Genomic DNA, 20666 nt, shown 5'->3' with positions numbered 1-20666 from the left:
GGGGTTCAGCCGAGCCGGACGAGGCGCTCGACCTCACCGACGAGGTCGGCGCCGAGTCCGAGCCGTTCGCCGAGCGCGATGTAGCGTGCGTAGCGCTCCCCGGTGAGGGGCACCGAGCAGGCCCGCAGAATGCGGAGGACGAGCCTGAAGCCGAGGTCGGGGTCGACCCGCGCGCACACCTCCTCCAGGGCGGGCACGACACCGGGCACGGCGTCCAGGGCGGGCGCGAGGTCGTGCAGTTCCCGGAGCACCGCGTCCGCCTCCCCCATCGGGGCCTCGGCCGGCGGGGCCGGTGTGAAGCCCGGCCGCAGCGTGCGCAGCCGCTCGACGCACGCGTCCCCGATCCGGCGCAACCAGTCCCGGCCGTCGACGCCGTCCGGGCCGAGGTCATGGTCACGGCCGGTCGCCGCCCGCCACAGCGCGGCGGCCGCCTCGCCGGAAAGCGCCGAGTCCAGCAGCCGCGACACGTCCTGGAGCAGCAGGAAGGCCTGGGCGCCCGGCACGTCCGGGTCGGCGGCGACGGCTCGGCGCACGACGTCCCAGGAAGTCTCCTCCTCTCCGTAGGCCCGCTCCACGACGGCGGTGAGGGCGGAGAACCCGAAGTCGTCGTCGAACCGCGGCCGGGTGGCGACCGGGTCGTCGAAGGGCGGCCAGCGGACGTTCAGGCCGTCGACGACGAGTGGCCAGCTGTAGCCCAGGCCGTCGCCGAGGGCCCACAGACGGTCGTACTGCCCCAGGGAGACCGGTACGGAGTACACCTTGAGGACCCTGAGCAGGAGCCTGAGCCCGAGGTCCGCGTCGGCCTCGGCGACTACCTGTGCGAGAGCGGGCACCAGGTCGGACACGGGCGCGTCGCTCGTGTCCACGGTGTGTGCCAGGTCGTCCGCCGCCGTCCGCAGTTCGGCCAGGACGGCGGCACGGAGCTCGTCCCGGCCGGTGCCGGGATCCCCGGTGCGAGTGGTGCCGGCCTGCGGGCGTTCCCCGCGCGCGTCGCACACCTCCGCGACGCGCCGCAGCCAGTCGCGGGCGCCGGACCCGTGCCCGACGGGGTCGAAGGTCCGCCGGGTCGCGGCCAGCAACAGGGCGCGGAGCCGGTCGTCGGACAGCGGCGAGTCGCACAGCGCCCGCACCTCCCGGCCCAGGTCGCGCGCGTACTCCCCGCCGGCCTCCGCCGCTCGTGCCGCTACCACGTCGAGCGGCGGCGCGGCCCCCGGGGCCGTGAGGCACTCGGTGACTCCGCTCAGGCCGAAGTCCCCGTCGTACAGCTCGATGTAACGGTCACGTCGTCGGGTCATGGTGACTGTCTCGTTCCGTCCGTCGATCGGAGCGGCCCGCCCCTCCCCGTCGGGGGAGGAGCGGGCCGTGGGTGTGGAAAGGAGTCGGCGGACTAGACCGGGTAGGCCGTGTAGATGAGGAAGCCTCCGTGTCCGCTCTTGCCGGGGTTCCGCTTGAGCAGGATGACCACGTCGTTCCCGACGGCGGCGGGCGTCGAGCGGTCCGCCTTGTACATCGTGCCCAGCGAAGGGTACTTGTCCCAGCTCCCGGTGATCTTGAAGTAGGGCTCGTTCCTCCACTTGCCCTTCTTGTTGATCCAGTTGATGAGCTTGTCGAACTCCTTCGCGCTGCGCTTGCCTCCCGGGTAGAACCAGTCGGAGACCACCCGGTCGATGGCCTGCTGCGCGATGTCGTCGCTTGCCCAGACCGTGTTGGTGCGGCTGTCCTTGGACGCGGCGATCCGCTCCGCCTCGTCGCGCGTCTTGCCGATGTGGTCCCTGCGCGTGTGGGCTCCCGTTTCCGGGAACAGCGCCTCGTCCGACAGGTTGTAGCAGTTGTGGACGAGCACGTCCCGGGAGCCGGCGCCCTGGGTGCCCACGTAGAACGTGTGCGTCTCGCCGACGGTCAGGTCGTACACCGTGCGCGCCTCGTCGCCGCCCTGGATCCGCAGCCCGGCCACGATGCGCGGGGGCCCGTCCGCGGCGCGGACCGCGTCACCGGGGCGCAGCGCGGACACGAACGTCCAGCCCTGGTTCTCGGTGTACACCCGGTGTCCCGGAGTGCTGGTCACTGTCGTGCCGTCGGTGAACCCGACGACGTTCAGGTGCGGCGCGTCGTGCCGGAAGGTGGCCGTGACCCGCTGCCCGCTCCGCCGGTCCGTCCCGGGGTCGGTGGCCAGCACGAGGTCGCCCACGCGCACGTCACGGATCGCCTTGTGGGAGCCGTCCGCCATCAGCACCACGGTGTCGCCGGGGAAACTGTTGATCTTGCAGGAGGCGGCGACGTCCTCGAACGCGTTGACCGTGCGCTCCAGGTCGGCGAGCGTGTCGGCCGACAGGTCCAGCGCCTTCAGCGCCTTGTACGCGTCGGTGACCCCTACCCCGGTCTTCAGGGCGGCGTCGAGGGCTCGGATCCCCTCGGCGACCTTCTCGAAGGCCTTGCCCGGGATGAAGTTGGACGCGAACCAGGCGCAGCCGGCCGCGTCGCCGTGGTAGCAGCGGACCGCGTCGCCCAGCACGACCTCGTACAGGACCGCGCCGAGCGTGTCGCCGAAGAGGGCCTGCCAGCCGAGCCGGGTGATGTCACCCGCGCTGAAGTGGTGGGTCCACTCCTGCTTCTGGTTCCTGAGGACCTCGGTCTTGAGGAAGACCGTGTCCTCCTGCGGGCAGCCGGACTCCGTGGCGGGAACGTCCGGGTTGACACAGAAGTAGTAGCTGACCGTGACGTCGAGGTGAAGCTCGTAGGTCACCGTGCAGCCCTGCAGCGTGTACGTGCACTCGTTGAGCTGCTTGGCCGGTGCCGCGTCGGTCATCTTGTCGATGATGTAGAAGACACCGCCGACACCGGTTCCGGCGCCCGCCTGTACCTGCCCGTTCGCTTCCTTCCGCTCGGCCGAGTCGGCCGCCTGCTGTGCGGAATCCGCGTACTTCTGGGCGTCCTTGGCCGCTTGTTCGGCCGCGGTGGCTTCGGCGTCGGCTCGGTCGGCCGCGGCGCGGGCGTCCTTGGCGGCCTGTTCTGCCTCGGAGGCCGCCGTGCGGGCGGCTTCGGCGTCCAGGGCCGCCTGGTCGGCGGAGGAGCGGGCGTCGGCGGCGTAGCCCTCGGCACGGCCGGCGGCCTTGTCGGCGGCGGCCGCGTCCTCGGTGGCCTGCTGGTCGTAGCCGATGGTGCGGGCCAGCGACGCCTGCGCGTCGGCCGCGTAGGTTGCCGCCTCGGCGGCGTAACCCAGCGCCTCCTTCGCCGACTTACGGGCGGCAGCCGCGAACCCGGCAGCCTCGGCGGCCAGCGTGTAGGCCGCCTTCGCGTCACCGGTCGCCGCGGCGGCGAGGCTGGCCGCCTGGTCGGCGTTCTTCTGCGCGTTGACGGCATGCGCCTCCGCCACGGCCCGCTGCTGCTCGGCGATCGTCTTCGACGACTGCCCCGTCAGGACGACGAGACCGGCCGCCGAGTCGGTGGTGACATACGGCGAGCCGAGCTGGATCGCGTCGTTCGCCGGAGCGGCCACCTGCTGGGCCGCGTTGCCGGCGTCCTCGGCCGCCTGCGCGGTGGTGTAGGCGTGCCCGGCGGCGTCGGCCGCACCGGCGATCGCCTTGGCCGCCTCGGCCTTGGCCGCGTCGGCCTGGGCCTTGGCGTTCGCCGCGTCCTTCTCCGCGTCGTCCGCCAGCTTCACGGCGGTCTGGGCGGCGGAGGCGGCGGCCTGGGAGGCCTTGATGGCATCCGCTGCCGCGCTGGTCGCCGTGCGTACGGCGGCGTCCGCCTTCAGCTTCGCGGCCTGCGCCTCGTCGGAGGCGGAGCGGGCCCGCTTGGCGGCGGCCTCCGCGCGCGTGGCGGCGGCGTCCGCGTCGGCCGCGGCCTGCGTCGCCGCGTTCGCCTCGGCGCGCGCCGAGGCCGCCGCGGATTCCGCGGCGTCGGCCGCCGCGTCGGCCTCGTTCGCCGCGGCACGGGAGTCCTGCGCGTCGGCGTCGGAGTTGTGGGCCTCGGCGTAGGCGTCCTTGGCGTCGGCCTTGGCGCGGGCGGCGTTGGCCTTGCTCTCGGCGTCCCAGGCGTCGTCCCGCTTGCCCTTGGCCCGGTCCCGGGCGGCCTCGGCGTCCTGCCGCTTGGAGCGGGCGGTGCCTTCGGCGGTCTCCGCCCGGCCCTTGGCCTCGGTGGCGGCACTCGCGTAGCCCTGGGCGTTCTGCTTGTGCTGCGCGGCCTCGGCCTGCTTCGCGGCGGCGGTCTCCTTCTCCGCCTTCGCCGTGGCCTCCTCCGCCTCCGCCTCCAGCCGCTTGGCGTGCGCGGTGGCGGCGGCGGCCTTCGCGGCGGCCTCCGCCTTCTGCGTCTCGGCCAGCTTCGTCTTCGCCAGGTCGCGGGCGGCCTTCGCCGTCTGCGCCTGTACGGCGGCGGCATCCGCGGCGGCCTTCGCCTGCGCACGCGCCTCGTTCGCGGCAGCCGTACGGAACGCCGCCTTCGACTGCGCCGCCTGCGTCACCGCACGCGCCGCGATCGTCGCGCTGTCCCCGGCAGCGGCCTTGGTCGCCGCGTACGCCGTGTCACCGGCCTTGGCCAGCGCCTCCAGGGCAGCGGACGACGCCTTCGTGACCTGCGCCTTCTGCTGGCCGACGAGCAGCGCGCGGCCCCGCGGGGCACCCGCCTTGTCGGCGATGGCGTAGGCGGCCTGCGTGGCGGTGTCCGTGTCGGTCGCCGCCTTCTTCGCGGCGGCGGCCTGCGCCTTCAGCAGGTCCAGCTGCTTCTTCGCCTCGGCCTGGGCGTCCGTGACGCCCTTCTTCGCCTTGTCGAACTGCGCCTTGGTCGGGTAGTCGAGGTCGTCGGTGCCGTTGTGACCGGAGGGCACGACGTCGAACTGCTGCGGGGCCTTGCCCGTGCAGTCCCACATCCGCCCGTCACGGCTGTTGGTGTAGTCCGCCAGGTCGAGGCAGTTGCCGGTGGCCGGGTTGTACAGCCGGCTCGTGCCGTGCGTGCCGTACTCCCAGTTCTGGGAGACGAAGCTGCCGCAGGTGGCGATCTGCACGGCCGTGCCGTTGGCGCTCGCACCGCCCTTGACCGTCAGGCACTTGCCCGAGTTGGTGTTGACCAGGTGGTCGCCGGAGATCTGCCACTTCTGGCCGACGCCGCCGTTGCAGGTGTAGAGCTGCACGGCCGTGCCGTTGACCTTGCTGGCGCCGCCCACCTCCAGGCACTTGTCCGTGGCCCCGTGGGCGTGCACCACGAACGGGCTGTCACCGATCCAGCCGGGGCCGCCGGCGGACCAGTAGTCCTGCCAGCGGGTGAGGTGATCGGCGATCCACGACTGCCCGAGCATCTCGCCGAGCGCCGTGGCACCGGTGGTCAGCGCCTTCACCGTGTCACGGTTGGCGTTGAGGATCTGGTTGCGCTGGGCCGCCTGACCGGCGACCTCCTGCTGCCACTCCGCCGAGGCGGCGGCGACCTCCTTGCCGAGGACCTTGTTCGGGTCGATCGGCCCACGCCAGGCGCAGGACGCGAACCGGGACTTCAGGTCCTCCACGGCCAGCCGGTACTCCAGGCTGCCGGGTTCGGGCGCGCTGCGCGGGAACCCGCCGTACGACAGGAACAGCCGGGCGTTGTCCGCGGACGTCGGCTGGAGGCTCCGGTTCACCAGGCGGTCGTAGTCCTGGTGCTCGGCGTACTGCTGCTGCCACTGGGTCGAGGGCAGGCTCGGGTCCGGGACCTCGCCGTAGAGCGGGTAGCCGAGATCCTTGACGGCCTTGAGCGTGGCGGCATCGGCCTCCGGGGTCGGGTCCTCGTAGAAGTCGCCCTCCGCCCGCCACCACTGGGCGCCGGACCACTGGGGCAGACCGGTCCGGCTGAAGAAGTCCTCGCCGTCGTCCCCGCTGGTTCCCGGGGGCCAGGTGAAGTCGGTGACGCTCTTGAAGACAGGGGGGTAGGACAGGCCGGTGAGCGGCTTCTGCCAGGAACTGCGGCGCACCCCGCGCGCGTCAGCCTCCGCGTCCAGGAGGTCCCTGTCCTGCTCGAACGCCTGGGAGAGCGGAGTCGTCTCCCAGTACTCGCGGTTCGCCGCCGTGTGCAGTTTCTCCGGGGTCTGGTTGAGGCCGTCCTGCGCGACGCCGAACATGGTCCGGCCGCCCAGCCGCAGCACGTCGGCCATAAGGCACTGGTCCTGCCGAAGCTGCTCGGCCGCCGTCGCGTCGAAGCCGTCGTAACTGTCGCCGCTGTCGGCCGCCGTGGCCATGTCGGCGGCGGCGTACCGGCCGAGCAGGTCCGGCTGTACGGCCAGTCCGCCGAGCAGGGCCGCTGCCACGGCGGTGGTCAAGGCGGTGGTGAGTGGCCCGGACCGTGCTGATCCAGGCCTGATGAACCCTCGTCTGGGGCGCAAGGAGGCATCCCTTTCATCGCATGTGGGCAACCCGGGGGCGCCCGCGCTGAAGGGCATGCGTGAAGAGCCGGCTCGCGGCATGACAAACGGTCTGTCTCTCCCCGTGGCGACGGAATCCCCCCGGTCGCCTGTCGTCGCGCCCGATCGCGGAGTGGTCGGCTCCGCCGGGTGCGGCGCTCACCATACGCACACCTGACGGGTTCAGGACAATAGTTTTCGTAGCGATCGTGAAGAAACCGTGATCGCAACCGGACCGGGGCCGCGGACAGCACGAAGGCCCCGCCGCAGTTCGCGACGGGGCCTTCGCCCACATGGGGTGAGTGGAGATGGCGGGAATCGAACCCGCGTCCAACGGTGCAGAATCAGGGCTTCTCCGTGTGCAGTTCGCTGTGATTTTCTCGGCCCCGGCGATCACGCGAACAAGTCGCCGACGGGCCCAGCCACTGTTTGGTTTCCCATCGAACCCCGTGACCGGGCTCGATGGTTTAGTCCCCTAGATTATGCCAGGATCCGGATCGGGAACACTTCCGGGCTGACACCCATATGGGTCCTACACTCACTGCTTATTAGGCAGCGAGGGCGTAGGACTGGGAATCGCTCTTGGTATTGGCGATTATTTTTTGCGACATATGGTTTACGAGATCATTGCCGCTTCCTCGACACGCTTCCCCTGCTTCGACAGCCGCTGTCGAAACCGATCATCCCCATGTTTTGTTTTCAAGCATTGCACCCCTGCGTGGGGTGCAAGTGCCATCGTACGTGACCAACGCCCGCCGATGCCACCGCATTCCCGCTGGGCCGCACGGCCGGGCTACACGGCCCGCTGTTTACGCTTCGCCGCCGCGATCACGCGGTCCGACTCCCGGCGGTCCTGCTGCTCGCGCAGGGTCTGCCGCTTGTCGTACTCCTTCTTTCCTCGCGCGAGCGCGATCTCGGCCTTCGCCCGGCCGTCCCTGAAGTACAGGGCGAGCGGCACGATCGTGTGCCCCGTCTCCTGCGAGGTGGCCGCCAGCTTGTCGATCTCCTCGCGGTGCAGCAGCAGCTTGCGCTTGCGGCGCGCGGAGTGGTTGGTCCAGCTGCCCTGGTGGTACTCGGGGATGTGGGCGTTGTGCAGCCACGCCTCACCGCCGTCGATCTGGACGAAGCCGTCGGTCAGCGACGTCCGCCCCTCGCGCAGCGACTTCACCTCGGTGCCCATCAGCACGATCCCGGCCTCGTAGGTGTCGACGATCGCGTAGTCGTGCCGGGCCTTCTTGTTCTGCGCGACGATCTTGCGCTTGCCGCCCTTCTCGCCATCCCTGGCCTTGGCGGCCGTCCCGCCCTGCTTGGGCTGGGACTCCTTCGGTACGTACATTCCCTTACTCATAGTCCCGCCATTTTCGCACCTGGAGGGGCCCGGTGGGAAAGCCGATTACACACCGGCGGACGAGAGGCAGGTCAGGACGCGTCGCCCAGGCCGCCCAGTACCGTCTCCGCCCGCTCCAGCACCTCGTCCGTGGTCTCCAGGTCCGGGGTGATGCCCTTGCCGTCGACCGTGCGGCCGGAGGGGGTGCGGTAGTGGCCGACGGTGAGTTCGGCGACGGAGCCGTCGGGGAGGCGGGTCGGCATCTGGACCGAGCCCTTGCCGAAGGTGCGGGAGCCCACGACGACCGCCCTGCCGCGGTCCTGGAGGGCACCGGTGAGCAGCTCGGCCGCGCTCATCGTGCCGCCGTCGACGAGCGCGACGAGGGGCCGGGTGGTGTCGCCGCCGGGCTCGGCGTGCAGGGCGCGTTCGGCGCCGTCGACGTCGTAGGTGGCGACCAGGCCGCCGTCGAGGAAGACGGAGGCGGTGGCGGTGGCCTCGGTGACCAGTCCGCCGGAGTTGCCGCGCAGGTCGAGGACGATCCCGGCGCCGGCCGGAGCCTGCTCGACGGCGGTGCGGACGTCGTCCCCGACGCCCTTGGTGAACGCGGCGATCCGGATGACGGTCGCGCCGTCGGCGAGCCGGCGGACGGTGACGGAGTCCGTGGACAGCTCGGCCCGCCGCAGGGTCTCGGTCCACGCGCGCGTGCCACGTTCCAGGCCGAGGGTGACGGTCGTACCGGCGGGCGCGTCCGTGGCGTCGCCGCGCAGTAAGGAGACGACCTCGGTGACCGGACGTCCGTCGACCCGGTGCCCGTCGACGCTGTGCAGCAGGTCGCCCGCTCGAATCCCGGCGGCGGCGGCCGGCGACCCGGACCGTACGTCGGTCACCTCGATGCTGCCGTCCCGCTCGCGCCGCGCCACCAGGCCGACGCCGGTGTACCGGCCGTCGAGGGACTCCTCGAACTCCGCGTACTCGCCCGCGGAGTAGACGGCCGCCCAGCGGTCCCCGCTGCGGCTGACCGCGCGTTCGGCGGCCTCCAGGGGCGACTTGCCGACCGCGGCGGCCTCTTGGGCGGCCCGGGTCACCGCCTCGGAGCGCCCGGCCTCGCGTGTCTCACCGGCGGCGGTACGACGCCCGTCACCGGGCAGCGCCCCGGTGGCCGCACCGGCGACGAGCACGCTCGCGAACACCAATGTCAGGGCGGCCCCGCGGCCGAAACGGCGGGGCTGACAGAACAGGTCACGGCCTGACATGGCGGTGAGTCTAGGGGAACGCGAAGGGCCGTACGGTCGGTTGACCGTACGGCCCTCGGGGCGTGCGTCACACCTTCAGGTACTTGCGCAACGCGAAAAACGCCGCCAACGCGGGCATCAGAAGGCTGGTCGCCAGGATGAGGGGGAGCTTTGTCAGTACGGCTTCCCAGCCGATGAAGTTGATCAGGTTCAGCTTCTCGGACAGGGCGAGGCCGTGGTCGATGATGAAGTACCGGGCGATGACCAGGAATCCGCAGGCGACCGTGCCGCCGATGAACCCGGCGACCGCGGCCTCGGCGATGAACGGGGCCTGGATGTAGAAGCCGGACGCGCCGACCAGCCGCATGATCCCGGTCTCACGCCGACGGCTGAAGGCCGAGACGCGCACGGTGTTGACGATCAGCATCAGCGCGACCACGAGCATCAGCGCCATCACCGCCCGCGCCGCCCAGTTCATGCCGTTCAGCAGCCCGAACAGGTTGTCCAGGATGCCTTTTTGGTCCTGCACCGACTGCACGCCGTCCCGGCCGTCGAAGGCGGTCGCGATGACCTGGTACTTCTCCGGGTCCTTGAGCTTGATCCGGTACGACTCCTGCATCTGGTCCGGCGTGAGGGACGCGGCCAGCGGGGAGTCGCCGAACTGCTCCTTGTAGTGCTTGTACGCCTCGTCCTGCGACTCGTACGTGACCCCCTGGACGACGTCCATCTTGCCGAGGTCGGACTTGATCTGCTTCTTCTGGTCGTCGGTGACCGCACCCTTGGCGCAGTTGGGGTCCGACTCGGCGTCGCTCTTGTTGCAGAGGAAGATCGAGACGTTGACCTTGTCGTACCAGTAGCCCTTCATGGTGCTGACCTGGTCGCTCATCAGCAGCGACCCGCCGAACAGGGCGAGCGACAGGGCTACGGAGACGATGACGGCGAAGGTCATCGTCAGGTTGCGGCGGAGACCGACACCGATCTCCGACAGTACGAACTGGGCGCGCATGGCGTTCTCTTCAGGCCTTTCCGTGGACGGTCGCGGTCAGTGCTGGTAGCCGTAGACGCCGCGGGCCTGGTCCCGGACGAGGCGGCCCTTCTCCAGCTCGATGACGCGCTTGCGCATCTGGTCCACGATGTTCTGGTCGTGCGTGGCCATCACGACGGTCGTACCGGTCCGGTTGATCCGGTCGAGCAGCTTCATGATGCCGACGGAGGTCTGCGGGTCGAGGTTGCCGGTGGGCTCGTCCGCGATCAGCAGCTTGGGCCGGTTGACGAAGGCGCGCGCGATGGCCACCCGCTGCTGCTCACCACCGGAGAGCTCACCGGGTCTGCGGTCCTCCTTGCCGCCGAGCCCGACGAGGTCGAGCACCTGCGGCACGGACTTGCGGATCTCGCCCTTCGACTTGCCGATGACCTCCTGCGCGAAGGCGACGTTCTCCGCCACCGTCTTGTTGGGCAGCAGCCGGAAGTCCTGGAAGACCGTCCCCAACTGGCGGCGCATCTGTGGCACCTTCCAGTTGGAGAGGCGCGCGAGGTCCTTGCCCAGGACGTGCACCTGGCCATGGCTGCACCGCTCCTCGCGGAGGACGAGCCGCAGGAAGGTGGACTTTCCGGAGCCGGAGGAGCCCACGAGAAAGACGAACTCGCCCTTCTCCACTTCCAGGGAGACATCCCTGAGAGCGGGATGGCTCTGTTTTGGGTAGACCTTGGAGACGTTGTCGAATCGGATCACGGATGCACCACGGGTCGCCGGGGGTAGATGAGCGTGACCATACGCGAACCGGGCACGCAAGCGCAGGCGCCAGGAGTGGTTGAGGGCCGCTTGTGCGCTTTTGTACGGGACTTTGCGTGTCCCCGCTCTCCGGACGAGCCGCGCGGGCCCCGGATGAACCTGGCACAGTGGAGGGGGAACGTTCGCGTTGCCGGAGGCGTTGAGTACCCGGGGGCGTTGTGTCCGTAGAACAGTGCAAGGAGGGCGAGCGCATGACGTACGACCGGCTGGTGTGCGCTAACTGCGCGGCGCCCGTGAGCGAGGGCCGGTGCCCCGTGTGCCGCGCGAACCGCGAACGGCTGCAGCAGGAGTCCAACAACTTCTTCGCGGGGCTGAACCCGATGGCGCTGATCGCGCTGCTGGCGGTCCTGGTGGCGGCGGTGGCGCTGCTCGCCCACCAGACCGCGTAACCGCGCACCCGGCGCCCGCCTGCGGCCTGCGCCGCCGTACGACGCCGAAGGGGCCCGGAGCTGTGAGCTCCGGGCCCCTTCCTGGCATACGTCGCGCACGCGGCGTACGGGTACGGCTACCGTCAGGCAGCGGCCCCGCCCCGGCCACTGACGAGACGCGGCAGCACGCGGAAGGCGACACCGCCGGCGATCATCGTGGCAGCGCCGATGATCAGGAAGGTGGTCTCCCCGGCACCGGTCTCGGCCAGCTCCTCGCCACCGCCCTGGGCGGAGGTGTCCGTGGAGTCCGAGGTGTCGGTCAGCGCGGAGGTGCCTTCCTCCTGGGTGGAGGTGCCGTCGGTGTCGGTGCCACCGCTGGTGGAACCGCCGTCGCTGGACCCACCGGAGGTGGAGCTGCCCGAGGTGGAGCCACCGTCGGTGGAACCGCCCGAGGTGGAGCTGCTGCCGCCGGTCGTGGTGGAACCGCCGGTGGTCGTGCTGCCGCCGGTGGTCGTCGTACCGCCGTCGGTGGTGGTGCCACCGTCCGTGGTCGTACCGCCGTCGGTCGTGGTGCCACCGTCGGTCGTCGTGCCACCGTCCGTGGTGGTGCCGCCGTCCGTGGTCGTACCGCCGTCGGTCGTGGTGCCGCCGTCCGTGGTGGTGCCACCGTCCGTGGTGGTGCCGCCGTCGGTGGTGGTGCCACCGTCCGTGGTCGTACCGCCGTCGGTGGTGGTGCCGCCGTCCGTGGTGGTACCGCCGTCGGTGGTGGTACCACCGTCCGTCGTGGTGCCACCGTCGGTGCAGACCCCGATCGGGCAGGGGTCGTCCTCGCCGTCCTGCGTGGTGACCCCGCCGTCCGAGGTCGAGACAAGCCCGCTGAGGCCACCGTCGTTGCCGGCGGCCGAGGCGACCCCGGCGACCGTCAGCGAGGCACCCGCCGCGATCACGGCGCCCGCGGCGATGCGCGCGACCCGGATCCGCGTCTTCTTGGTCATATGGTTGCTACCCCCAGTAGCTGATCGTCGATAGGCCGCGCTCGGGGCGGTGATCGACGGAGGTAGCTGAGAAGTAGCTGAAGCCCCCGGTTCACATGCGCCCCAGAGTTACGCATGCCACACCGCACCCTCCCGATTTTTCAAGTGCACGTCAAGGCCGTTGCGTACGCAATGTCCAAGTCGGGGGTCTTTGTGCGGCGTTGGAGCTGTGAATGTGACGTAAAAGGCAATCGCCCCTGCGCGAGGAGCGATTTCCTTGTCGACAAACCTACTTCTCCTGCTGCTTGCGCCAGCGAATTCCGGCCTCGAGAAATCCGTCGATCTCACCGTTGAACACGGCCTCGGGATTGCCGACCTCGAACTCGGTGCGGAGGTCCTTGACCATCTGGTACGGGTGCAGGACGTAGGACCGCATCTGGTTGCCCCAGGAGTTGCCGCCGTCGCCCTTGAGCGCGTCCATCTTGGCCTGCTCCTCCTGCCGGCGCCGGTCGAGCAGCTTGGCCTGGAGGACGTTCATCGCAGAGGCCTTGTTCTGGATCTGCGACCGCTCGTTCTGGCAGGAGACGACGATGCCGGTGGGGAGGTGAGTGAGGCGCACCGCCGAGTCGGTGGTGTTGACGCCCTGGCCGCCGGGGCCGGAGGACCGGTAGACGTCCACCCGCAGCTCGGACTCGTCGATCTCGATGTGGTCGGTGGTCTCCACCACGGGAAGGATCTCGACACCCGCGAAGGAGGTCTGCCGACGCCCCTGGTTGTCGAAGGGGGAGATGCGCACGAGCCGGTGCGTGCCCTGCTCCACGGAGAGCGTGCCGTAGGCGTAGGGCACCTGGACCGCGAAGGTGGTCGACTTGATGCCGGCCTCTTCCGCGTACGACGTCTCGTAGATCTCGGTCTTGTAGCCCTTCTGCTCGGCCCACCGCAGGTACATCCGCTGGAGCTTCTCGGCGAAGTCGGCGGCGTCGACGCCGCCCGCCTCGGCGCGGATGTTCACGAGCGCCTCGCGGGAGTCGTACTCCCCGCTGAGCAGCGTCCGGACCTCCATCTCGTCCAGCGCCTTGCGGACGGCGGTGAGCTCGGACTCGGCCTCGGCGCGGGTGTCCGGGTCGTCCTCCTCCTCGGCCATCTCGAACAGCACGGCGAGATCGTCGATCCGACCGCGCAGCGTGTCCGCCTTCCGCACCTCGGCCTGGAGGTGGGACAGCTTGCTGGTGATCTTCTGCGCCTCATCCGGGTTGTCCCACAGGGACGGCGCGGCCGCCTGCTCCTCGAGCACGGCGATGTCTGCCCTCAGCTTGTCGAGGTCCAGAACGGCCTCGATCGACTCCATGGTCGAGGAGAGGGACTTGAGCTCTTCGGATACATCGACGACTGCCACGCCTCCAGCGTAACGGCTCCGCCAACGGAGCAGCGCCGGAGCGGGGTCCCGGGGGCCGCGCGGCCCCCGGGGCGGGCAGGAGGGAGGGTCAGGGGGATTCCGGGGCCGAGGTGCTGGACTCGCGCGGAGTGGCCGCTTCGTCGCCCGAGGTCGCCGCCCAGGCACCGATGCCCACCGCCGCGGCCACGGCCACGGCAGCCGCGCCCAGCGTGATCCGGCGCCGGCGCGCGGCGGACCGGTTCCGTGCGGATCCCGGCCTCGGGGCGCCCGCCGCCCTCGGCACCCGCGCCGTACCGTGCGCACCGCCCGCGAGCTCGTCCGGCGCCGGCACCCTCATCGACGTATGGGTGTCACGGTTGGAGTCGGGTTTCGCGCCGGGGACGAGCGGGACGGAGCCCCGTCGCACCCTCCCCGAGGGGGCCGATCCGGCCGACGGGGCGGGGGACGCCGTACCGGACTCGGCCGGCTCTCCGCCGCCCGCCTCCGGCGCGGACTCCGTGTCGGGTTCGTCCACGTCCAGCGGCGGCATTCCGGCCAGCGAGGGCAGCTGTTCCCGCAGCCGCGCCGCCAGCTCGGACGCCCTCAGCCGGGACGCGGGCCCCTTGGCCAGGCACTGCACGATCAGCTGCCACAGTTCGTCGGGGATGCCGGGCAGTGGGGCGACGCTCTCCGTGACGTGCCGGCGCAGCACCGCGCCGGGGTGTCCGCCGCCGAACGGCGTGAAGCCGGCCAGCAGCTCGTACAGGACGGTCGCCAGCGCGTAGATGTCCACGGAGGCGCGCGGCGGCAGGCCCTCGACGATCTCGGGGGCGAGGTAGTCCGGCGTGCCGATGATCTTCGTGGCGCGGGTCCGCTTCGGGGTGTCGATGAGTTTCGCGATGCCGAAGTCGGTCAGCAGGGCGCGGTGCGAGCCGCCGGGGCCGAGCGGGCCCTGCATGTCGAGGAGCACGTTCTCCGGCTTGACGTCCCGGTGGACGACCCCGGCCGCGTGCGCCGCCGCCAGCCCCTCCGCGATGTCCGCGACGATCGCCACGGCGGCCTCGGGGGCGAGCCTGCGGTCGCGTTCGAGGCGGGTGCGCAGATCGGTGCCGCGGACCAGGTCCATGACCAGCGCGAGGTCGTTGCCGTCGACCACGAGGTCCCGTACGGAGACCACGTTCGGGTGTTCGAGGCCGAGCAGGGCCGTGCGCTCCTGTACGAAGCGGCCCACGAGCTCCTCGTCGGAGGCGAGGTCCTCGCGCAGCAGCTTGACGGCGACGGGCCCCTCGGGTCCCTCGCCCAGCCACACCGTGCCGGCGCTGCCCCGACCGAGGATCTGGTGGGCGGTGTACCGGCTGCCGATCTTCCGTGCCAAGACTGCTCCTACAGACGCGTGTTGCCGACAAAAGTACGCGTCCCAAGAGCCAACCTTCACCGCGGAGACGGAAATCACCCGCCAGATGTCGACAAGTCCACAGACAAACGCGGAGTCGTGATCAGGGCTTGTTGCCGCTGCCCAGGTCGCCGACGAAGTCGGTGAACTCGTTGAACCAGTGGCTGAGCTCGCCCCACCAGGTGCGGCCCGTGCCGATCCATCCCTGCAGCGGGCTGAACTCCCAGATCAGCCACCCGGCCACGATGAAGATGACGATCGTGAACAGACAGCCCTTGAGGCAGCCGAGCCCGGGGATCTTCATCGGGTTGGCGCCGCGCTGCCTCGGCTCACGCGGCTCGCGGGGCTCCCGGGTCGGCCGCGGCTCCGGCGCCGGCCGCTGCTGGGGCTGATGGCGCTGGGGCTGGGGCTGCTGCCGCCGGGGCTGCTGCGGCTGGGGCGGCGGCTGCGGAGGCGCGTACTGCTGCTGGGGCTGTTGCGGGTAGCCGTACCCGGGCGGTGGCCCCTGCTGGGGCTGCTGCCGGCGCTGCGGCGGCTGCTGCGGGCGGGCGACCTGCCGCTGGGGGCGGTGGCGCAGCGGGTCCTGGCCGGGGTCGAGGTATTGGACCTGCGTCGGTTCGTTGCGGTCGCGGGCGGCCCGCATCTGGCTCTGCCAGGGGTGCGGCTGCTCCGGCTGCTGGCCCTGCTGCCCCGGCTGACCGGGCGGCATCGGCGGCATGACGGCCGTCGGGTCCGCCGCACCCGGGTGCCCGGCGGCGTGCGGCAGCACGGCCGTGGGGTCGGCCGCCCCCGCCGGACCCCCGGCGTGCGGCAGCACGGCCGTCGGGTCGGCCGCTCCCGCGGGCCCGCTGGTGTGCTGCAGCACACTGGTCGCGGCGTTCGGGTCGTACCCGCCCGCGCCCGCCGGGGCGCCCGGCACCTGCGCGGGCGCCGGGTCGGGGGCGAGGAGGTGCGCGACGCCCTCGGCGGCGGCGATCTGCATCGAGTTGGCGTGTACCCCGACGCCCTCGGCGACGATCCGCAGACCGCGCGCGAGGTTCTCGGCACTGGGCCGGACGTCGGGGTTCTTGCTCAGGCAGCGCTCGATCACCGTCCACAGCGGGTCGGGGACCGTGGAGGGCCGGCGCGGCTCGGCGCTCAGGTGCTGGTGGAGCACCTCCAGGGCGGAGCCGCCGGAGAACGGCGGACGCCCGGTGATCAGCTCGTACAGCAGGATGCCGGCGCCGTAGATGTCGACGGCGGAGGTCTGCGGGCGGCCCTCGGCGGACTCCGGCGCCACGTACGCGGGCGTGCCGACGAACTCGCTGGTGCGGGTCAGCCCCGGGGAGTCGGCCAGCCGGGCGATGCCGAAGTCGGTGAGCATCGGGTGCATCTGCCCGCCGTCCTGCCGCAGCAGCACGTTGGCCGGCTTGAGGTCGCGGTGCACGACGCCGTCCGCGTGGCTGGCGGCCAGCGCGTCGGCGACCTGGGCGGTGAGCAGGGCGGCGGCGACCGGCGTCAGAGGGCCGTTCTCGCGCAGGAAGCGGTGCAGGTCGGGACCCTCGACGAGATCCATGACCAGGGCCAGCAGATCGCCCTCGACGACCAGGTCGCGCACCCGGACGATGTTCGGGTGGGTCAGCCGCAGCAGCACGGAGCGCTCACGCAGGAAGCGCATCACGATGTCGGGGTCGCTCGCGAGCTCTTCCTTGAGGACCTTGATCGCGACGGTCTCGCCCGGCTGGCCCGCAACGGCCGCCTCGGCGCCCGCGGTCTCGCGCTGGCGGGCTCGCCACACGGTGCCCGTGGCGCCGCGTCCGAGCGGCTCCTCGAGCAGGTACTTGCTGCCGACTGGCCGCACGTCACGCGCTCCCTGCTGCTTGCTTGCGTCTTGTTCTGTCTGTGTTCCGACCCACTGTAGTGCCGGGGTACCCGAACCGGGCTGCCGTCTTCCGCGGGGCCTTACGTACGGTTACGTACCGATCCTCGCCCCTGTTCGATGGAAAGACGTACGGCGCGATCCCATGGTTGCCGGAGCGGGGCGTGACCGATCTCAACTGATCGCCGATGACGCACGGGTCAGGCACTTTTACGGGCAGAGCCGACCAATCAAGATCACTTGCCTCCGGGGGGCGGGCGCGTTGTCGGTGGCAGGTGCGAGGATGCTTTCAATACTGGCTCTTCGTACTGGAAGGGACCGCTGACGGCGATGCAGATCCGGCTGACCGTCATAGACCCGCTGGGCTCGCACGCCGACGCGCGCGGCCGGGCGGCGAGCTGTGACGTACTGGTCACGGCGCCCGCCGGCACCGCACTGGCGGCGGTGGCCTCGGCGCTGGCCGCGGCGGTCACCGGGGAGGGCGCGGGCGGTTCCGGCGGCTCGGCCGTCATCACCCTCTACGCGGGCGCGGAGCGGCTCGACGCGCAGCGCTGCACGCTGGGCGAGCCCCCGCTGATCGACGGCGCCGTCCTGGCGGTGGGCGCCCCGGCCGACCCCGAGCCGCATCCCGAGGTCGACGACGCCCCGGCCCGGCTGCACGTCGTCGCGGGCCCGGACGCGGGCGGGGTCCATCTGCTGCACGGCGGCCAGGTCCGCGTCGGCCGCTCCGCCGACGCCGATGTCCCGCTGGACGACCCGGACGTCTCCCGGCTGCACTGCGCGGTGACGCTCGCCCCCGACGGCCGGGTCACGGTCGCCGACCTCGGCTCCACCAACGGCACCACCCTGGACGGCGTCCGGATCCAGACGCGCCCCGTCCGGCTCGCTCCCGGCGCGCTGCTCCGGGTCGGCGAATCCGCCCTGCGGCTTGCTCCACCCGGGGGACCGGGAGCGCGCGTGGCGACCACGCCGGACGGCGAGGGACACGTACGCGTGCCGTGCGGCGAGCCCGACCCGGCCCCTTCCTCCTCCCCCCCACGCGTGGCCACCGACGCCGTCGGCCCCGCCGGGTCCACCACGCACGCGTACGGCACGGTCGACTGGTCCGGCGCGTCCGACGCCGGCGCCGGACGGCGCACCCGCGTCTCCGAGGGCGCCCGCACGGTCCCGGGCCAGGGCACGGCCCCGCGCATCGAGAGCCACGACACGCCCCGGCGCACTCCGGGCACTCCGGGCACCTTGAACAGCCCAGGCACCCTCGACGAGCCCCGGCGCGCTCCCGGTTCTCCGGACGAGCCCCTGCGGGCCCCGGGGAACCCGCGTACCCCTGACGAGCCCCGGCAGGCCCAAGGCGCTCCGGCCCCCCAGGACGAGCCCAGGCGAGCCCCGGTCCTCGGCCGACCGGCCCCGCGCCGGGAGCCGGCTCCGGGCGCGCCCACGGCGCACGACGGCACCGGCGGGCCCACCGCGTACGGCACTCACGGAGCCGGCACGCCCACCCATGGGGGCCGCTCCGGCCTCGGTACCTTCACCACCACCCCGGGCGACACCCCACCGGACGACGCCGTCCGCGGCCCGCACACCACCCCGGACGCGGCCCCCGCCCCCGATCCCGCCACCCGCAAGGGCACCCCCCTGCGCGGCACCGACGTCCCGCCCGGCGTGCGCAAACGCGGCGGTCTCTCCGCGTGGGCGCGCCGGCTGGCCGGCGCACGCGGCGGCACCCAGGACGACCCGGAGGCCGGGCCCTACGACGAGGACACACCCGTAGCCGGCGCCCAGCCCGCCCCGCACCCGGCCGCCCCCGCGCCGGAGACCTGGCCGGACCCGGCGGCACTGCTGCTGACGGCCCTCGCCCCGGGCCCCCGTCTGTGGGAGCGCGGCCAGGGTCACCCGGAGGCGCTCACGGTGCGGCTCGGCACCGCCGACCGGACGGCGCCCGACGGCTCGGGCCTGCTGCCCGCCGTACCGGTGACGGCGGACCTGCGCGAGGCCGGGGCGCTGGGCCTGGCCGGGCCGCGCCCGCGCCTCGCGGGGCTGGCGCGCGCGGTGCTGGCCCAGCTGGCCGCGCTGCACTCCCCCGACACCCTGGAAATCGTCCTGATCAGTACGGACCGCGCGCGTTCCGAGCGGGAGCGCACCGCCGAGTGGTCCTGGCTGGGCTGGCTGCCCCATGTGCGCCCGGGCCACGGCCAGGACTGCCGTCTCCTGCTCGCCTACGACCACGACCAGGCCGCCGCCCGCACCGGCGAGCTGCTGCGCCGCCTGGAGGACCAGCCCGCACAGGGGTACCTGCCCGCGCAGGGTTCCGCGGCCGCCGCCCACCGCCCGTCCTGGGCCGTGTCCGACGACGCCGGCTTCCCGGGACCGCTCACGGTGCTCGTCGTGGACGGCGATCCCGGCGGCGCCGATCTGCGGGAGGCGGTGACCCGGCTGGCGGCGGCCGGTCCGCGCGCGGGCGTGCACGTCCTGTGCCTGGCGGAGACGGCCCCCGGGAGCGAGCCGCCCGAGACCTACGAGGCGGCCTGCGCGGTGTCGCCCGCGTTCCACGCGTGCGGGGCGGTCGCCCTGCTCGGCGGGGACGTGGCGACCGCGCTGCGGCTGCTGCGGGTCGCGCGGCGCGACGACGGCACCTCGGGGCCGGTCGGCAAGGGCACCGTCGCCTCGGTGGACGCGGTCTCCGCCGCCTGGGCCGAGCGCTTCGCCCGCGCCCTGGCGCCGCTGCGCCCGGAAGGCTCCGGTGGCGAGCGGCACACGCGTGTGTCCGCGCCGCTCCCCCAGTCGGCCCGTCTCCTCGACGAACTGGGCCTGGCCCGTGCCACGCCCGCCTCCCTGATGGCCCGCTGGGCGGACGCGGCGGACGACACCGAGGCGCTCGGCGGCCGGGCCTGGGCCGTGCTGGGAGCGGGCCCGCGCGGCCCGGTCGGCGTGGACCTCGCCGCCGAAGGCCCCCATCTGCTCATCGAGGGCCCGCCCGGCAGCGGCCGTACGGAACTGCTGCGGGCGGTGGTCGCCTCGCTCGCCGCAGCCGAGCGCCCGGACCGCCTCTCCGTCATACTCCTGGACGGCCGCGACACCGTCGGCAAGGGCAACGGCGGCCACGGCGACGGCCTCGCGGTCTGTACGGACGTACCGCATGTGACGGCCCATCTCACCGCCAACGACCCGGTGCGGATGCGGGAGTTCGCGCAGTCGCTGAGCGCGGAGCTGAAGCGGCGGGCCGAGCTGCTGGGCCGTACGGACTTCGCGGAGTGGCACACGCACCGCACGGTTTCCGGCCGTCTCGTCGCCCAGCGCGGCCCGAGCGCCCCCGCCGGGGCCGGAGCCGCCGACCTGGACGCCCCGCCGAGTTCCACCATCCGGCTGCGCCCCTCGGCGGCGGCCCGGCAGCAGCCCGAGCCGGCGCCCCCGCTGCCCCGGCTGGTCCTGGTGGTCGACGACCTGGACGCGCTGGTCTCCCCCGCGTTGGGCTCCCCGGGCCGGCCCGCCGCGGGCTCCGTCATGCGGGCGCTGGAGGCGGTGGCCCGTGAGGGCGAGCGGCTCGGCGTGCACCTGGTGGCCGCCGGCTGTCCCGGGGGCCGTACGGCGGAGTCGGAGGCGGTCCGTCTGGCCACCGTACGGATCACCCTGGAGCCGCCGGGTTCGGGTGCGGACGAACCGTCCCCGGGCCGGGGCCGGTTGAGGGGCGCCGACGGGCGGCTCACCCCGTTCCAGGGCGGCCGGGTCACGGGCCGTATCCCCCGCACGGCGACGCTGCGCCCGACCGTGGTGCCCCTGGAGTGGAACCGTATGGGCGACCCGCCGACCCGCCGCCCGGTCCGCGAGTTGGGCAACGGCCCGACGGATCTGGCCCTGCTGGCGAGCGCCCTGGAACGGGCGGTGAGCCAGCTGAGCCCGACGGGCGTGCACTGACCCACCCCGTTACGACGCGGTCACGATCTCCCTCTTGACAGCACAGGCGTACTTGCCGACCCCAGGCACCCGGC

General features: G+C 72.5%; 12 protein-coding genes and 1 other RNA gene. 2 read left to right on the top strand and 11 right to left on the bottom strand.

Annotated elements, in window-relative coordinates; translation table 11 throughout:
* Positions 1-5: 5 nt before the first annotated feature.
* The 7 genes from ACFPIH_RS12530 to ftsE all read right to left on the bottom strand — a co-directional run bounded on the left by ACFPIH_RS12530 (position 6) and on the right by ftsE (position 10652).
* Complete coding sequence (locus ACFPIH_RS12530) at positions 6-1295, bottom strand: hypothetical protein (RefSeq protein WP_381170080.1); 1290 nt, start codon at positions 1293-1295, stop codon at positions 6-8.
* 92 nt (positions 1296-1387) lie between these two features.
* Positions 1388-6400 (bottom strand): ricin-type beta-trefoil lectin domain protein, encoded by a 5013-nt coding sequence (locus ACFPIH_RS12525; RefSeq protein ID WP_385876758.1) that lies wholly within the window; start codon positions 6398-6400, stop codon positions 1388-1390.
* Between the two features lie 261 nt (positions 6401-6661).
* Positions 6662-7049: a transfer-messenger RNA gene (gene ssrA / locus ACFPIH_RS12520) on the bottom strand.
* Between the two features lie 105 nt (positions 7050-7154).
* On the bottom strand, positions 7155-7697 hold the full coding sequence (smpB, locus tag ACFPIH_RS12515; RefSeq protein WP_381170698.1) for an SsrA-binding protein SmpB: 543 nt from the start codon (positions 7695-7697) through the stop codon (positions 7155-7157).
* Positions 7698-7780: 83 nt separating this feature from the next.
* On the bottom strand, positions 7781-8941 hold the full coding sequence (locus tag ACFPIH_RS12510; protein WP_381170076.1) for a S41 family peptidase: 1161 nt from the start codon (positions 8939-8941) through the stop codon (positions 7781-7783).
* Between the two features lie 67 nt (positions 8942-9008).
* Positions 9009-9926 (bottom strand): permease-like cell division protein FtsX, encoded by a 918-nt coding sequence (gene ftsX, locus ACFPIH_RS12505; protein WP_381170074.1) that lies wholly within the window; start codon positions 9924-9926, stop codon positions 9009-9011.
* Between the two features lie 36 nt (positions 9927-9962).
* Positions 9963-10652, bottom strand: coding sequence for a cell division ATP-binding protein FtsE (gene ftsE / locus ACFPIH_RS12500; protein ID WP_381170072.1), 690 nt, complete (start codon positions 10650-10652; stop codon positions 9963-9965).
* 251 nt (positions 10653-10903) lie between these two features.
* Here ftsE and ACFPIH_RS12495 point away from each other — a divergent pair, with 251 nt between their 5' ends.
* Entirely contained in the window at positions 10904-11101 is a 198-nt protein-coding gene (locus tag ACFPIH_RS12495) for a hypothetical protein (protein WP_381170070.1), read from the top strand.
* A gap of 122 nt (positions 11102-11223) precedes the next feature.
* Here ACFPIH_RS12495 and ACFPIH_RS12490 read toward each other — a convergent pair whose 3' ends face one another.
* From ACFPIH_RS12490 to ACFPIH_RS12475, 4 genes are all read right to left on the bottom strand, one after another.
* On the bottom strand, positions 11224-12075 hold the full coding sequence (locus tag ACFPIH_RS12490) for a hypothetical protein (protein WP_381170068.1): 852 nt from the start codon (positions 12073-12075) through the stop codon (positions 11224-11226).
* Between the two features lie 268 nt (positions 12076-12343).
* Positions 12344-13450 carry a peptide chain release factor 2 gene (gene prfB, locus ACFPIH_RS12485; RefSeq protein ID WP_381170066.1) on the bottom strand — a complete coding sequence of 369 codons (1107 nt, stop codon included), beginning with the start codon at positions 13448-13450 and terminating at the stop codon, positions 12344-12346.
* A gap of 88 nt (positions 13451-13538) precedes the next feature.
* Entirely contained in the window at positions 13539-14804 is a 1266-nt protein-coding gene (locus ACFPIH_RS12480) for a serine/threonine-protein kinase (RefSeq protein ID WP_381170064.1), read from the bottom strand.
* Between the two features lie 121 nt (positions 14805-14925).
* Entirely contained in the window at positions 14926-16662 is a 1737-nt protein-coding gene (locus ACFPIH_RS12475) for a serine/threonine-protein kinase (RefSeq protein ID WP_381170062.1), read from the bottom strand.
* Positions 16663-17010: 348 nt separating this feature from the next.
* On the opposite strand from ACFPIH_RS12475, the gene ACFPIH_RS12470 reads away from it, so the two are divergent.
* On the top strand, positions 17011-20592 hold the full coding sequence (locus tag ACFPIH_RS12470; protein ID WP_381170060.1) for an FHA domain-containing protein: 3582 nt from the start codon (positions 17011-17013) through the stop codon (positions 20590-20592).
* Positions 20593-20666: the final 74 nt, after the last annotated feature.

Source organism: Streptomyces vulcanius (assembly GCF_042653945.1).
Lineage (GTDB): Bacteria > Actinomycetota > Actinomycetes > Streptomycetales > Streptomycetaceae > Streptomyces > Streptomyces mangrovi.
This window is presented reverse-complemented; position numbering and strand designations above follow the sequence as displayed.

Excerpts from the sequence above, each read along its gene's own strand:
- ACFPIH_RS12530 (WP_381170080.1), bottom strand. The coding sequence starts at position 1,295 with ATGACCCGACGACGTGACCGTTACATCGAGCTGTACGACGGGGACTTC.
- ACFPIH_RS12525 (WP_385876758.1), bottom strand. The coding sequence starts at position 6,400 with ATGCCCTTCAGCGCGGGCGCCCCCGGGTTGCCCACATGCGATGAAAGG.
- smpB (WP_381170698.1), bottom strand. The coding sequence starts at position 7,697 with ATGTACGTACCGAAGGAGTCCCAGCCCAAGCAGGGCGGGACGGCCGCC.
- ACFPIH_RS12510 (WP_381170076.1), bottom strand. The coding sequence starts at position 8,941 with ATGTCAGGCCGTGACCTGTTCTGTCAGCCCCGCCGTTTCGGCCGCGGG.
- ftsX (WP_381170074.1), bottom strand. The coding sequence starts at position 9,926 with ATGCGCGCCCAGTTCGTACTGTCGGAGATCGGTGTCGGTCTCCGCCGC.
- ACFPIH_RS12495 (WP_381170070.1), top strand. The coding sequence starts at position 10,904 with ATGACGTACGACCGGCTGGTGTGCGCTAACTGCGCGGCGCCCGTGAGC.
- ACFPIH_RS12490 (WP_381170068.1), bottom strand. The coding sequence starts at position 12,075 with ATGACCAAGAAGACGCGGATCCGGGTCGCGCGCATCGCCGCGGGCGCC.
- ACFPIH_RS12470 (WP_381170060.1), top strand. The coding sequence starts at position 17,011 with ATGCAGATCCGGCTGACCGTCATAGACCCGCTGGGCTCGCACGCCGAC.